The organism is Oribacterium sp. FC2011 (assembly GCF_000701645.1).
Lineage (GTDB): Bacteria > Bacillota > Clostridia > Lachnospirales > Lachnospiraceae > Oribacterium.
Window position 1 is genome coordinate 73,329 of record NZ_JNJM01000001.1, and the last position, 14,982, is coordinate 88,310.

Here is a 14,982-nt window from a genome sequence, read left to right on the forward strand (position 1 = left end):
TTAATATTTGGGGGAATATTAAATATTCATTGGGGAAATAAAATGACTGAGAGTAAAATGAATAGTATGATTAATTTCGCAAAAATAGCCAGACATATCCTGGATAAAAACCCGGATAAAAGATATCTTTTGGTGCGCTCAAACATCAGGGATTTCAAGCTGGTCAATCAGATGTTCGGATTTCAAAAAGGAAATGAGATCCTCACATGTATTGAGGATTTTCTGTATGATCACAGGAATTCTTATGCCGCCTACGGGCAGATAGCGGTAGATCAGTTTGTTCTTTTGGTGGATAAGGATAAGTTCTCAACCACAGATTTTTCGTGTTTACCTAAAATCTGTTCCGAAATCATAACCACAACAAACTTCCGTGTTCATATCCAGTTAGGCATCTATGAGATTGTCGATCCTAATATGGAAGTATATTCCATGTGTGACAGGGCAAAGCTTGCCCTTAAATCAATAAAGATAGATGAGCCTTTATCCGCAGCATGGTATAACGAATCCATTATGGAAAGCCGTATCTATAATAAAAAGATCATCAGCGAATTCGAAAGTGCTCTGGAGAACGAAGCTTTTGTCATGTATCTGCAGCCTCAGGCCAATACCAAGGGTGAGATCATGAGTGCGGAAGCATTAGCCAGATGGAACCTGGAGGACGGAACGATCCTTTCACCTTCACAGTTCATAAAGATACTGGAGGAATCAGAGCTTATCTGGAAACTGGATCTTTATATGTGGGAGAACGCCGCAAAGCTGCTGTCACAGTGGAAGAACGACCCGGAAAAGAAGAATCTGAGTATCTCGGTTAACATTTCTCCGAAGGATCTTTACTATGTTGATATAGAGAAAAAGCTTTTGGAACTGGTCGAGAAGTATGACATCTCACCTAAAAAAATGAATGTAGAGATAACTGAGTCCAGCTTCATTAACAATCCGGACCTTTACATTGACCTTATTGCAAAACTCCATAACGCGGGCTTTGCAATCGAAATCGATGATTTCGGAAGCGGATATTCTTCTTTAAACATGCTTAAGAACATCCGGGCGGATATCCTTAAACTTGATATGGGTTTTTTACACGACAGTAATGACCTCATCCGCTCCCAGATAATCATTGATTCCATTATCGAGATGGCAAAGCGTCTTGATATGCAGGTTATTTCCGAGGGCGTTGAGTCTCAGGAGCAGGCAGCCTTTTTGAAGATAAACGGCTGCGATCTTTTCCAGGGCTTCTATTTTTCAAGACCTGTCCCTGCAGATAAGTTCGAGTCAGTGCTTAAAGAATATAACCTTGAGAAGACTTCAACTCGCGGATCTCATCCGAAAACCACAAGAGATATTGTAGCGGAAACCGCATAAAAAGACTCTAAAAGATATCCGATTCAAAATCAGAGGGGACGGTTCTACTTGGCACTTTCCAAATATAGTGCCAAGTAGAACCGTCCCCTCTGGTTTTGGATTTCTTCCGGTGTTTCTTTCATTTATCCATTCTGATATCCGAGTATCATTTGAGATGTCACATCATAAGCCTCGTTCTGCCGGGTTCCATATGCAGCATTATGTCCCAGAGCCTCCAGCCATCTTCCGTCGTTTCCCACATAATAACCATCAGGAGTCCATGAATTGGTCAGCATTCCATAGTCTCCCAGGTAATAGTAAGCTCCCTGCCATGCCACCCATCCGGTCTGCATGTAGCCGTATTGATTGAAATAATACCACTTGTCTCCTATCTGCTGCCAGTTATTAACGGTATAGCTTCCATCGGAATTGAGATACCACCATCCATTCTGATCCAGCTGCCAGCTGCCGTTTGCATCTGCTGTAGGCGATAATGTTGTATAGGATGAGTTTACGGTACTATCTTCAGTCACTGTTTCCGTTCCAAAAATATTGGCTTTGATGGCGGCAGCCTGTTCTGATGTAAGGTTCAACACATTGGAGATAGCATAATTTCCCTTGTTGTCGGATCCGTTGTCCGCACGGACAGCCACGGAATAAATGCCGGCATCGGAGAAATAGTTGTGAAAATCATATTTTTCCTTCTTGGTTGATACCTTTGCAAGGTTCACACCATCCTTATAAAAAATAATGTCGTACTCATCGGCATTACCGCTCCAGGTCACCCGGCCGGTTTCCGCATTCAAGGTTACATCCGTCACCTTTGTGCTCTTGGAAGATTTTTTGCTGCTTGAAGAGCTGCTTGAAGAACTGCTCGACTTCTTTGAACTTGCAGTGCCTGAAACATTGGCAGAATCTTTGTCGGTGGTTTCCACGTATGAAGAGACACCCGATTCTTCGGAAACATCCAGCTTTATAGTTATCTGAGAGCTTGAAACCCTTTCAAATTCCTCGATGTCAGAGTTGGTGTAATCCCCATAAATTGAAACATTACTCTTTTTCATTTTATCGGACCAGGAATTTCCGGATCCGGAACTCATCTTTATAGTAAGGATGTCATCGCTCTTACTGGAAGAAGAAACTTTATACCCGGAAAGGGCCGAATAATTCGACACAGAAAAACTGCTTCCGTTTTTTGTAACTGTTATGGATACACTGTTGTATTCCTGTGCCAATGCTGTGATGGAACACAGTATAAGCCCGGACAAAAGTCCTATGAAGCTGTAAAATCTCTTTTTCATATAAATCTCCATTCCACCGCTTTTGACCGGTGGCACAATTTGTGACGAAAAATATTTTTCACACTAATCTCCTCTGTAAACAAAGTGACAATCTGTCACTTATAAAGTTATTTTAACATAAAGCTGGCTTTATTCCATGTCTTTTAGGGTACGGTAATCTGACTTTTTATTACGAAATGATAAATAGCCTATAATTTTTTTAATCCAGGTATAATCATTTTCAGATTTTTGCCGTTAATAACTATATGTGTAGTGAATTTTTAGTGTGGCCTGTTAAAGGCACATTTATCATTATTGTATTATAGTAGTTTTAGCAAGGATGCTAATATTTTTACGGAGGAACCCATGAAGTATGTTCTTGACCTTAGCGACGTAACAGACCGAGATGAATTATATGACGCCATCGTTGATCAGCTCCCGGTGTCTGATTATTTCGAAAGAAGTCTGGATTCTTTATATGAAGATTTAAGTGAAGTCCTGGAGGATTGCGAGCTTATAGTAAAAAATTTTGAAGAGCTTGCAGAATCAGAGCCACAGTTCTTTAAAAAGTTCAAGCATACACTTAAGGATCTGATGGTAGATATACCTGATTTCGAAGTACGTTTCTCTTCCGAAGAAGAATCGGATGATGAATACGACAATTCCGAAGAGGCAGAATATGATTCCAGTGGAGACGACTATTCCGATCCGGATGACAATTACAGTGACAGCGACAATTATGACAAGATAGATATGTAAATGAGACTTTGCAGGGTGCCCTGACCGGCATCCTGCTTTTATATTGTAGATCAAAACCACGTGCCACCCACTGCATCCTCTGCTTCAGGCCTTGATTCCAGCGGAGACGGTTAGCTCCGGCGATAAGAGTCCACGTTGGAATTTTCTGTGGTTTCAATGGTTTTCCGAAAAAGGTTGTAATAATCTTCATGTTTTCTTAAAATCTGAGTAAATTTTTTTCAGTTTCGCTTCAGCGTGCATTGTTATCATGATGCCATCAGTTACAAAACCTGCGCGGGATTGCAGATCACTTTCCTGTATAGGACTATCGACTGAAAACAAATAGGTTAGATTTAAGAATAAAAGATACAACCTAAGGAGGCTTAAAATGAATACAAAATATGCATTGGCAGCTTTAGCTGCTGCTTCTATGATCGCTACTGTATCAGTACCCGCATACGCGGACGACAGAACAGCGATCTCATCTGTAACCATCAATGTGGCAACCGATCTATCCATTGGTTCAACTTCCAGTGATGTAGAGGTTACAACAAATTCATCTTTATATGATGTTTACAGTGCTACTATAACCAATACACCAAGTGATGGATGGGATGAAGATGACAACCCAAAGGTACAGATCAAGCTGGCCCTTGAAGACAGTGATGAATATAAGTGGAATATAACAAAATCCACTGTAACGGTAACCGGTGATGACGGTACAGTAACATCAGTTTCAGGCGGCAGCGGCCATGGATACCTCACAATCGTTTATACTCTTAAGGATCTTGATGAAGTATACACCAACTGGTCAAGTTCTCTTGACCTTGATATCGATGATGCAGACTGGCAGTCCGGAAACGGTATTGCAGACTGGACAGCCGCCGAAAGTGCAAAAAAATATGAAGTAAAGCTTTACAGAGGAAGCTCCCTTCTTACAACCGTAACAACCACCAATACTTATTACAGCTTTGCAAACTATTTCACATCCGCAGGTACTTACAGTTACAAGGTACGTGCAATATACACAAGTTCCTATAAGGGTGACTGGGAAGAGTCCGATGACATTTACGTAACAGAAACAGAGGCAAGCTACATTAGCTCAAGCTATAACTCAAGTGTCAACAGCACTACTTCTTCTACCTCAAGTTCCTATGTGACAGGTCTTACCGGTTCAACTGTATATGGTCCGACAACATTGGCCAATACTTTGGCAAATTCCACAAACGGTCAGTGGATACAGGATCAGTACGGTTGGTGGTACAGAAATCCCGACGGTTCCTGGACATCAAACGGCTGGCAGCAGATAAACGGCAAGTTCTATTATTTCAATTCCTACGGCTACATGCAGACCGGATGGATCCTCTGGGACTACCAGTACTACTACTGCGGTGCTGACGGTGCCATGCTCACAAACACAACAACACCTGACGGCTATTATGTAAACTCCGCAGGTGTCTGGGTTTCAAACTACAGCCCGTATAGCTATACTGCTTAAATAATAAATATAAATGCCGGAGGGCATCCGTTTAAAAACGGATGCCCTCCGGCTCTCATTATTTGGATAGAAGTATCACTCCATTTCCGGCACCGATTCGATCAGCTCCGGCATTAATAAGCTCCATAGCCTGCTCATAGGTTCTGATTCCGCCGCTGGCCTTTACCTTTGCACGGTCGCCAACAGTCTTTTTCATAAGAGCAACATCCGATGCAAGGGCTCCGCCGGTGGAGAAACCTGTTGAAGTCTTTACAAAAGCTGCTCCGGCTTCAACCGAAAGCTCACAGGCCTTCACGATTTCATCCTTTGTGAGCAGGCAGGTTTCGATTATAACCTTCACGGTTCTGCCTTCACTTGCATCAACCACTGCCTTGATATCGGCTTTCACCATTTCATAGTTTCTGTCTTTCATGCCACCGACATTTATGACCATGTCAACCTCATCAGCTCCATCCTGAACCGCTGTCTTTGCCTCAAATGCCTTTGCCGCAGTACTCATGGCTCCCAGAGGGAAACCCACAACGCAGCAAACCTTTACGTCGCTGCCCTTAAGCTCTTCAGCCACAAGAGGAACGTGACATGTATTTACACATACAGAAGCAAAACCATACTCCTTTGCTTCACTGCAGTATTTTTTGATAGTTTCAGTAGTTGCATCCGCCTTAAGCATTGTATGATCGATCATTTTTGCTATATTCATAATTTCCTCCTAAAGGTCGCATATAATAATTCTCATGAATCTCATTCTATCATATTCTCCGTAATGCATAAAAGGTCAGGTCTTCAATATAATGAAATTTTGAGATCAGCTTATGAAACAGCGATGATTTATCGACTAATATGATAGTGAAGACAGTTTATTTTTATTACTTATTTATGCCCTTATATATCTGCAGCCAAAGTGCACACAAACCGAAAGGAGTCAATATGCAAAAAAGATTCTATTTTATATTAATAACTTTATCCATCATCTTTTTTACAGTTTCCATATCCCCGGCTTCAACTGTTCCCGGTAATACTTATCAGGTCATTGACGCGCAAAACCAAACGACAGCCTCTGCATCTCTTCAGGTCATCGGTCCGAATCTCTGTGACAGTACCGGTGCAAAAATACAGCTTAAGGGCATCTCCACCCATGGCATCCAGTGGTTTCCGGAATATATCAATACCGACTGCTTCAGATTCTTCCGGGATAACTGGGGCTGTAATCTCATACGTTTTGCCATGTACACAGAGGAAGGCGGATATCTCAGTTCCAACGAAAAAGCAGTACAGCTGAAAGCCTTAATTGAAAACGGCGTCCAAAGCTGCACCTCTCTTGGCATGTATTCTATTATTGACTGGCACATACTGAGCGATGGAAATCCTCTAAGCCACGTCGAAGAAGCAAAAAGCTTTTTCAACGGCATGTCAGCCCTATACAAAGATAACCCTTATGTCATCTACGAAATCTGTAACGAGCCAAACGGCGGAACCTCCTGGAACGATATAAAGGCATATGCTGAGCAGGTGATTCCCGTTATCAGGGCCAATGCTCCCGACGCCATCATCCTCGTTGGAACCCCTACCTGGTCTCAGGATGTAGATCAGGCAGCTGCAAATCCCATATCACCTGAGCTAAGTCACAATGTGATGTATACTCTTCATTTTTATGCAGCCACTCATAGAGATGATCTCCGAAACAAGCTTATGGCTGCAAGAGCCGCAGGCCTTCCGGTTTTCATCAGCGAGTTCTCCACATGCGATGCCTCCGGAAACGGAGCTGTTGATTATAACTCTGCAAATACCTGGTTCAATCTCATAAAGGAAAATAATCTCTCCTTTGCCGGCTGGAACCTTTCAAACAAGGCTGAGTCCTCTGCCATTTTAAAGCCCGGAACCATAAGCACTACGGGTGCCTGGACTGATGGAGATTTCTCAGAAACCGGAATTCTTTTAAAGAGTCTTATGGCTGATGAAAATAACTAAAATTTCACTATTCGTAACATATACTATATTTTAATTAATTTTTTATATATAATAAGGTTAATTAATTAGTTAGTTATTGCATTCTATATTAATTGCAGGAGGTAATGAAAATTTCTATGAGTTTTTTCAATAATCTTGGCGACAAAATCAGTGGGGCAGGAAACGTTCTTGCTAATAAAACCAAAAACATGGGACAGGTCATGGATCTGGAATCCAAAATAAGCAGTTGTCAAAAACAGCTGACTGAAGATTTCAGTAAATTAGGTTTATTCGTTTATGAAAATAATTTCAAGATTGGTAATCCTGAATACGAGAGCATGATAAACCGGATTCATATGGTTCGCAACACCATTGCTGAAGCTCAGCAAAAAATCGCCGAATTAAAAACACAAAAGGTATGTCCTTATTGCGGTAATGTTCTCGATGGTTCGCCTACTTTTTGTACATCCTGCGGCAAAGCTCTTAATGTTACTGTTGTTGAACTCCCTAAACAGTTCTGTCCAAAGTGCGGAAGTGAAGTAGAGAACGGTTCTGCATTCTGTACAAAATGTGGTACCAACCTGGAATCTTTCAAACCGGGCGGTACCAACTAAAACTTAAAGATATTCTTTTTAATAAATACTAAAAAACAACAGAATATTTTCTATGCATAGGAGGATGGCAGCCTGCCATTCTCCTTTTATTGTACTTTGAGCCAATCCTACAGGAGATAACCATGTAACATAATGCACTGCTCCCTCTATGTCATTTATGTTGATAAAACAACCTCCGAGAAGGCATAAGAACATAGCGATAAAGCAGGCCAGGCCATCAACTCTCCCTTCTGTATGTGTTTTACCTGCAACAAGCAGTCCCAGCATAGTGATGAGCAAAGTGTATAAAATGCATGCTGCAAAAACAGATATGGATAAATAATTACAGTACCTGAGACAACTAAACTGAATCAAACAAAGAACCACCTGAACAGGTATAACATCACCATAAAGTGACAAATTCCGTCCGTTTAACAGATGTTTGATACGAATCGATGCAGCTTTTGCGTCCCTGTTTCCATAAACAGCAGTTAATGTAAAAGAAAACAATGTGACCACCAAAAATGACAGCGCCATGGCATCGGGAATAAAAGGATCAGCCTTTTCCTCTCCTCCCATACTGCTCATTGTATATATAGCCGGCATATGCTTTCTGAAATCTTCTATAGCTAAAGCAAGTTGATGAGATTCTGAGGCGCTGAGTTTTTTACCCAGCTTTTCTTCTGCCATTTTACGTGCCTTATAAAAACTCTGCTCCGCAATAATTTCACTTGCTATGATTTCTCTGGTACTCTGTGTTGAAAAGACCTTTCCTTCAGATTCATAATGTACTGTAAATTCTTCAACATTGCTGATGGAGTTCCCAAAACCCGGTTCTATAATGAGATGTCCCTCGGGCAGCACATTTCCGTTTCTGTAAATATCTTTTATTCTGTCTAAAAACCCTGAATGATCACTTTGACTATTATCCTGAATGGTCAGGGAATCACAATTTTTTAATCTGGCTAACAAGGCCTGTGACTCATGTGTATTATCTTTATCTTCTACTGTAATTACAACAGATTCAGCTCTGTAATTCACAGCATTATCCACTATACCAAACAGCAAAAAAGCAACTAAAATGATGGCAGCCGGACAGAATATGTTTCCATAAACATATTTAACCCTGATCAAAAGCATATTCAATAAAGCATGATTGAATAATCGTCCATCCTTGTTTTCGTTTTTGACATTATCAATATATCCGGGACCGGTTAGCATATCTCCTGATTTTTTGATGATACGGATAAGACCCAGAACCATAATAAGCAATATAACAGTAACTGCCAGTTCGGTTACAGATGAAATAAGTTTAAATTTATTGATATCTTCCAAAGAGCCGGGTGTAATTGTTAAAGCATTTGCCATATGATATGAAATCGAAACAAATGACAATCTCCTTAACACACCCGGTAAAGCTGCGCGGGACCATAAGGTACCGCCTGCAATTAATAATAAAAGAAGAAATATATTCCCGCATAACTGGATAGAGCGGCTATCTTTAAAGATCTCCGTAATGATATATATTTCAATAAATCCCATAAATATCAATGTGACCATAAATGGGATTAAAATGATAAATAAACCATGAGGCACCAACAGGAAAATACCGATGATCACAGGCAGCAGCATCAAAAACACCGTGATAAATTTTGACACTAAAAAGCACCTGGAACTACCACCCATAGCTTCTATTCTGGGGATAATTCCAAGTTTTCTTTCTTCAGGAATAGTTTTTAATCCGGTGATCATCATTCCCAGGACAACTATCAGGAATAAACTTGAAATAATAGAATATATCTCATTATTTGTTTCTTTTGATTTTTCTGTGATTTGGGAATCAAAAATGCGCTGTCTTCCCAATGCGTCGTCTAACAATAATAATGAGGACTTTTCGTTGATTTCACTTCGAATTACATCGTCTATCTCATCTTTATATATATAATTATACGCCCCGCGCATAGCACTTTCATCTGAAGCAACTATGCCCATAATAGATGTAAAAACCGATGTAAATAACTTAGATCCAATGGGATTATTATAATTAACCAAACACTGTACAGGACAGTCTTCAACTGTATATAAAGCGTAGAAATAATCCTTGGGTATGGTTACCACTGCAACCACCCCACTGTCAAAAGCAGATTCCGGAGATGCACCATCCCTTAAGACCTTTACCTCAGAGAATAGTTCAACCTTCTTCATCTGCTTTATCAAAGTGCGGGACATTATCGTTTGATCCTGATCCTGAATAGCGATCGGAAACGGTTGTATAACATTGGCTCCAGAAAAATCCTTGAACCCGAAAAACATTCCTATATACAACACGATAGGAAACAACAGAGTAATGATTCCTGCTTTATTTATAAATAGTTTTATATCCTTATACAGGTATGCACTGATTGAGTTGATTCCATGCAGCATAATAATCTCCACTCCATCGTTCAGAGTCGAAAGCACATCCATTTTCACATCACTTTCTATTCGCCGTTTCGGAATCGGCTCACAAAAAGTAATAGAAAAGTTTTTTACCGGCCCATCTTCTTAATGTCTAGTTCAGATGTCCTTCATGCAAGGTTAATATACGATCACAAATCTGCTCCAGCTCACCCTTTCGATGGCTAATTATAAGTGTACTGATACCCAGAGATTTTAAATGCATTATGTTACGTAAAATCAAACCTGCTGATTCATCGTCAGCACCAACCGACGGCTCATCAAGTAGTAAAACTTTAGGCAGGCGCATAAGCGCCGTAGCAAGATGAAGGCGTCTTTTTGTCCCTCCGGAACACTCAGAAACCAATTGATCCGACCAGAAGGTCAGATTCAATTCTTTCATCAGCCACTCACTGCGTATCATTACCTGTTCCTTATTCAGTCCTACTACACTCCCCCAGAAAATAAGATTGTCTTTGCAGGATAATGCTTCATAAAGAGACAACTCCTGTGGTACATATGCGATATGTTTTTCGACTTCGGGATTATATATTATGTTACCTTTATCCGGCTTAAGGATGCCGGCAATCATACGAAACAACGTACTTTTGCCGGCACCGTTAATCCCACGGATTCCTACCACTTCACCTCTTTTAATATCAAGTGATACAGGACCGATGCTTACGCCTGATTTTGCAAAACTTTTTTCAACATTTTGCAATGAGCAGTAAGTCAGGGATTCTTCATGAGTCATATCATTGCCTCTTAGAAGTAATAATCCAGATTACCGAATAACTCGGCAATATCCTTATTCTCATCCATATAATCAGATAAATCCTGACCTAAATCATTCGTTAATTGCTCAAAATCTGAAGCATCATAATCACTTACGTCCACCTTGTTTCCGGAAGGTTTCTTAACGCTGCTTCCCTTGGTAGCATTTATAACAAATTTGTACTTTCCGTTACGGTAATCTTCTCCTCTTATAATGTGATCTGTACCGCGACCTTCTCCGTCTTCAACAGTCAGCTCAGTACCATACATACTATATTTACCATAGTAAATTCCAAACGGAGACTGTTTCTTTAAATTCACATCTTCGTATGTGATACCGGCAATTGTACCGGAAACGGTGCCATCCTTGTTCTTTTCATACTGATGCTCAAATACAGAGCTGTAACCCATAGATATAGCATCGTGATGCTCTTCCTTGTCATCAAAAACTCCCATAGAGAAGACATTGTAGCCACCGCTGGTTACGGTAATGAACTTTGCTTTATTTCCGGTTGCATATACTTTCCATACAAAGTCATCCATTCGTCCATATTCCAGGTCATCATCAATTTCGTCCATAAAATCATTTACGAAATCATCATAATCACCTAATGACCTGTAGCCATATCTGCCTTGGGAAGCAGTTGAAGTAAGCATAAAAGCCTCATATAATTCCTTGAGTTCCTTATCCTTCTTCATAGCATCGCGAACATCTTTAAAATATTTCTTTAAATCTTTTTCGCTTGGCTTAAAAGTATATTCTGTATATCTACCCTTCAGGTCATCTCTGAGAGAATACAGTCCGACACTCTCAGCATCAATTTTACGATCCTTCTTAACAGTCAGATTTTTGCCGTTCATTTGCTTAGTGAGCAGCTTTCCATAGCGGGTGAGTATCTTTGAATACTTCTTGGTATCTGAAATATCATTCAACACATTAGGGTTGTATGAATCCATGTCAACTTCCATATCAAGACTTTCTGTGAGCTTCTTAAGATCCGCAAAGTAATAATCGCCATTCAACGAAGGAAAACTTACAGATACCGATTTCTTATCAGCAAAAAGATATACGTCAAATGCTGTTTCATCATCATAATTCAAAAGACCATTCAATGTGATTGAATCTTTCTTTAAATCTGTCTTCAAAACTGCACTTGTATTTCTAAATGCCTGTCCTGAATTCTCTGAATTACCAGAAAAAGTAATGTCAGATGAAAACTCTTTTGTATAAGGCTTAACCAGTTTATTTAACGGCTCAATATAGGTCTTATTTATAAGATCTGCCTGCATCTTTAAGAAAAGGACTTTTGGAGAAAAGAATGCGTTATATACAAAGAATCCCACAACTCCCAAAATCACCAAAAGACCAGCTATAAGCGGAATGAATTTCTTTGGAGATTTCTTTAAGATATCAGCATTAATACCGGCACCTTCTGTATTGTTCTGAGCATTAAATCCCGGGTTAACTGTATCTGTGTATTTGTAGCCGCATTTAGGGCAGAACATACTTGCTCCGTCTTTACGAGGCGTTCCACAATTTGGACATACGTTGTCTCCGCCTGACTGAGCAGTACTGCCGGCGTTATTGTTTCCGGTTAAACTAAAACCGCACTTTCCGCAAAATACAGCACCATCAGGAAGCATAGATCCGCAATTCGGGCATGGTTTACCGCCTTCAGGTCTCATTTTCTCAACTTTTACTTCATTTTCAGCATTAACAACATTCTCCTCAGAATTGCTGCTTTCAGTGCCTGATGCTTCAGAAGCGAACACATCCTTTACTTCAGTGCTGCCGGCGTTACTGAAAAACTCACTTGCATCAGCTACGCTTTCCTGAACGTCGCTCACGCCATTCTCTGCTTTTGCTTCAGCAGTGTCTGTTCCTTCATCTACAGAAGTGTTAACACTTTTTTCCTGTAAATCTCCAAGACTCAATCCGCATTTTCCGCAGAAAACCGCATTATCCGGTAATTCTGTTCCACAATTAGGACATTTCATACTACTTACCTCTCTCTAAAAATATTTATTTATTGCTTAGATTCAGCTACAAGGATAATTGAATAATTATCCGGTGCGCCATTTCTATCAACAATCTCTTTAATAAGACGAATACTGTTATTTATATCTCCGTGTGTTGCAGTCTGCATACATTTATTAAAGTCATTTCTGTTTATATATTTATATATTCCATCACTCATAAGAGCAAATACAGTACCGGCGGTAACTGTTCCGGTTCTGATATTTAAAGCAACACTTTGTCTTATTCCTATAGCATTGGTTAAATGCCCATAGTTCTTGTCACTTCTGATCTCCGATTCAGTTTTATGGGAAATATTTTCTGCTTTATTTTCCCATACGTCATCAACCGTCAGTTGTTTGATATCAAGGCCAAATAAGCGTTTATGAATTTCATAAATCCGACTGTCTCCTGCCCAGATGATTCCGTAATTGTCATTCCTGACCAGTAAAGCAACAATGGTAGAACCACAGAATTCATTTTCTCTGGTTGTTTCCCATATATAATTACTTGTTTCGGTGATGCAATGCCTTATACCGTCAATTATATCATTAAATGATAAATTATCGCATATTCTGTTAATGTTATTATCCCACCATTCCGTTATATGGTTTACTAGTGTTTCACTGGCTCTTTCACCATGATCACTTCCTCCCATACCGTCACAAACAACGAATAAATAACAGTCCGGCTGAGATAGTATACATATACGGTCCTGATTCATATTCACAGGACTGTTTCCCTGATCGGATAATCCCTGAAATATATATTTCATAGACTTTTATTTAACGCACTTCTATTTTAAATACATTATTTCCAAGTTTCAATGAACTTGGCAGGCTTAGTTTAACCTGGCCGACTATTCTGGCCCCATTAACATTTGTTCCATTACGTGAGCCAAGATCGCTGATATATAACTCACCGTTCATGTCATAAATCTCACAATGTCTGTGTGATACTGACTTTTCATCTATCACCAGCTGACAATCGCCTTTCTGGCTTCTTCCGATTACTACTTTACCTGTAAGCGGAACTTCATAATGTCTTACCGGATTTGAAATGTCCTCAAGCACCAGAGTTTTTACCGGAGATTCCGATAAAAACATCGCAGTGCGGTCTCCCTGTAACCCGTAAGAATCATCCACCATAACTGTTTTTTCATCTTCTGTTGAGTATGAGGGTGCAAGTCCGCTTCCGAATGATCCGGCACCTTCAGGAGTCGGCACCACCTTGTCTCTTTCTGCTTTTTTCTTACTGCTTGCAACAAAAAAGACAATGCCGGCAACGATCAGCAATACCGCAAAGAAAGCAGCGCCAATGTAAGGGATATACTTCATTATATCCATCTGACCTTCATCTTCAGCTTCGGTTTCTTCTATCGTTTCCCGGGTTTCTTTTTCAGTCTCCCGGACTGTGGTTTCTTCCACAACCTGTTTTCCTTCTGAAAATGGCATATTCATGCGAGTTTCGGATGTGATGGCCTGACCACCTATATTCATGGAAAGAAGGACACCTTTTTCCGAACCATCCATAACATCATCAGGCAGAGTAAGTGAAATCCGGGCGATATCATTATCCAAACTTATTTCCTTAACCGGGTCCATAACAGACTGGATATCATCCATTTTCCAGATCTTTCCATTGGTCTGTCTGGAAAGTGAAAACATATTTTCCAGTTCATTTTTATTGTTTTTTCCACTGCATCCGAAAGCATAAATAGGATACTGGGTTTTATTGATGAGGTCTTTAACCTCCTGCATTGTATATCCTAAATCTTCTTCACTTGCGCCATCAGATACAACAATTATTCTGTGGAATATCCCATCCGGATTAGCAGACAAACTTGAAAAAATATTATACAGACAATCTGTAAGATATGTATCCTGATTCTGGAATTCAATCCCATCGATAGCACTCTTTACTGCAGTATAATCATTACTTTTTTCAACGAGGTAATTAATGTTGTTAGAAAAAGTCGCAACTGTTATTGTCTCGTTGGAAATGTGATTTGCTGCTATATTGGTTGCAAGTTCTATAATCTGCGGTCGATATTTTTTTGAAATTGAAAGCGAATTATCAATCAAAATCAATGTATCGATAGGAACCTCTCCGTTTTTTGAGAGCTTAACATCAACCGATGATGCCTTGACAGTTCCCACCTGAGCTTCCACGCTTTCGATATCACCTGTACTCTGAACGTATAAAACCAGATTCTGCCCGTCTGTTTCTTTGGCCAGAATAGTTCCATTTTCCGCAGCAAATGCTTCTGTCACGCATAACAAAAGCATAAAAAACGTAATAAGAAAAACCTGCAACTTTTTCATAACTGATTCTTTCCCCGTAACTATGATCAATTTC

12 protein-coding genes are annotated in these 14,982 nt (G+C 40.0%); 5 read left to right on the top strand and 7 right to left on the bottom strand.

Features of this window, described 5'->3' with window-relative positions:
• The first annotated feature begins 57 nt into the window (after positions 1–57).
• A complete protein-coding gene (locus T357_RS0100290) occupies positions 58–1,362 on the top strand; it encodes an EAL domain-containing protein (protein WP_197027281.1) in 1,305 nt (434 codons plus the stop codon).
• Positions 1,363–1,484: 122 nt separating this feature from the next.
• Here the strand turns inward: T357_RS0100290 and T357_RS19715 are convergent, their stop codons facing one another.
• Complete coding sequence (locus T357_RS19715; RefSeq protein ID WP_049962163.1) at positions 1,485–2,642, bottom strand: hypothetical protein; 1,158 nt, start codon at positions 2,640–2,642, stop codon at positions 1,485–1,487.
• Positions 2,643–2,987: 345 nt separating this feature from the next.
• On the opposite strand from T357_RS19715, the gene T357_RS0100300 reads away from it, so the two are divergent.
• Positions 2,988–3,380 (top strand): barstar family protein, encoded by a 393-nt coding sequence (locus T357_RS0100300; protein ID WP_031547469.1) that lies wholly within the window; start codon positions 2,988–2,990, stop codon positions 3,378–3,380.
• Between the two features lie 367 nt (positions 3,381–3,747).
• A complete protein-coding gene (locus tag T357_RS0100305) occupies positions 3,748–4,857 on the top strand; it encodes a PspC-like choline-binding domain-containing protein (protein ID WP_031547471.1) in 1,110 nt (369 codons plus the stop codon).
• A 58-nt stretch (positions 4,858–4,915) separates the two neighbouring features.
• On the opposite strand, the gene deoC is transcribed toward T357_RS0100305, so the two are convergent.
• Positions 4,916–5,557, bottom strand: coding sequence for a deoxyribose-phosphate aldolase (gene deoC, locus T357_RS0100310; protein WP_031547473.1), 642 nt, complete (start codon positions 5,555–5,557; stop codon positions 4,916–4,918).
• Between the two features lie 227 nt (positions 5,558–5,784).
• Between deoC and T357_RS0100315 the strand changes: the two genes are divergently transcribed.
• Both T357_RS0100315 and T357_RS18820 read left to right on the top strand, forming a co-directional pair.
• Positions 5,785–6,825 (top strand): glycoside hydrolase family 5 protein, encoded by a 1,041-nt coding sequence (locus T357_RS0100315; RefSeq protein ID WP_049962164.1) that lies wholly within the window; start codon positions 5,785–5,787, stop codon positions 6,823–6,825.
• A 116-nt stretch (positions 6,826–6,941) separates the two neighbouring features.
• Positions 6,942–7,418, top strand: coding sequence for a zinc ribbon domain-containing protein (locus T357_RS18820; protein ID WP_044915704.1), 477 nt, complete (start codon positions 6,942–6,944; stop codon positions 7,416–7,418).
• 18 nt (positions 7,419–7,436) lie between these two features.
• Here the strand turns inward: T357_RS18820 and T357_RS0100325 are convergent, their stop codons facing one another.
• From T357_RS0100325 to T357_RS19720, 5 genes are all read right to left on the bottom strand, one after another.
• The gene (locus tag T357_RS0100325; RefSeq protein ID WP_031547476.1) at positions 7,437–9,821 is read right to left on the bottom strand and encodes an ABC transporter permease; all 2,385 of its coding nucleotides are present in this window, start codon (positions 9,819–9,821) and stop codon (positions 7,437–7,439) included.
• A gap of 127 nt (positions 9,822–9,948) precedes the next feature.
• A complete protein-coding gene (locus tag T357_RS0100330) occupies positions 9,949–10,587 on the bottom strand; it encodes an ABC transporter ATP-binding protein (RefSeq protein WP_031547478.1) in 639 nt (212 codons plus the stop codon).
• 11 nt (positions 10,588–10,598) lie between these two features.
• On the bottom strand, positions 10,599–12,605 hold the full coding sequence (locus tag T357_RS0100335) for a zinc-ribbon domain-containing protein (protein ID WP_031547480.1): 2,007 nt from the start codon (positions 12,603–12,605) through the stop codon (positions 10,599–10,601).
• 29 nt (positions 12,606–12,634) lie between these two features.
• On the bottom strand, positions 12,635–13,399 hold the full coding sequence (locus T357_RS0100340; RefSeq protein WP_031547482.1) for a PP2C family protein-serine/threonine phosphatase: 765 nt from the start codon (positions 13,397–13,399) through the stop codon (positions 12,635–12,637).
• Between the two features lie 10 nt (positions 13,400–13,409).
• Entirely contained in the window at positions 13,410–14,948 is a 1,539-nt protein-coding gene (locus T357_RS19720) for an FHA domain-containing protein (RefSeq protein WP_049962165.1), read from the bottom strand.
• Between the last annotated feature and the right edge of the window lie 34 nt (positions 14,949–14,982).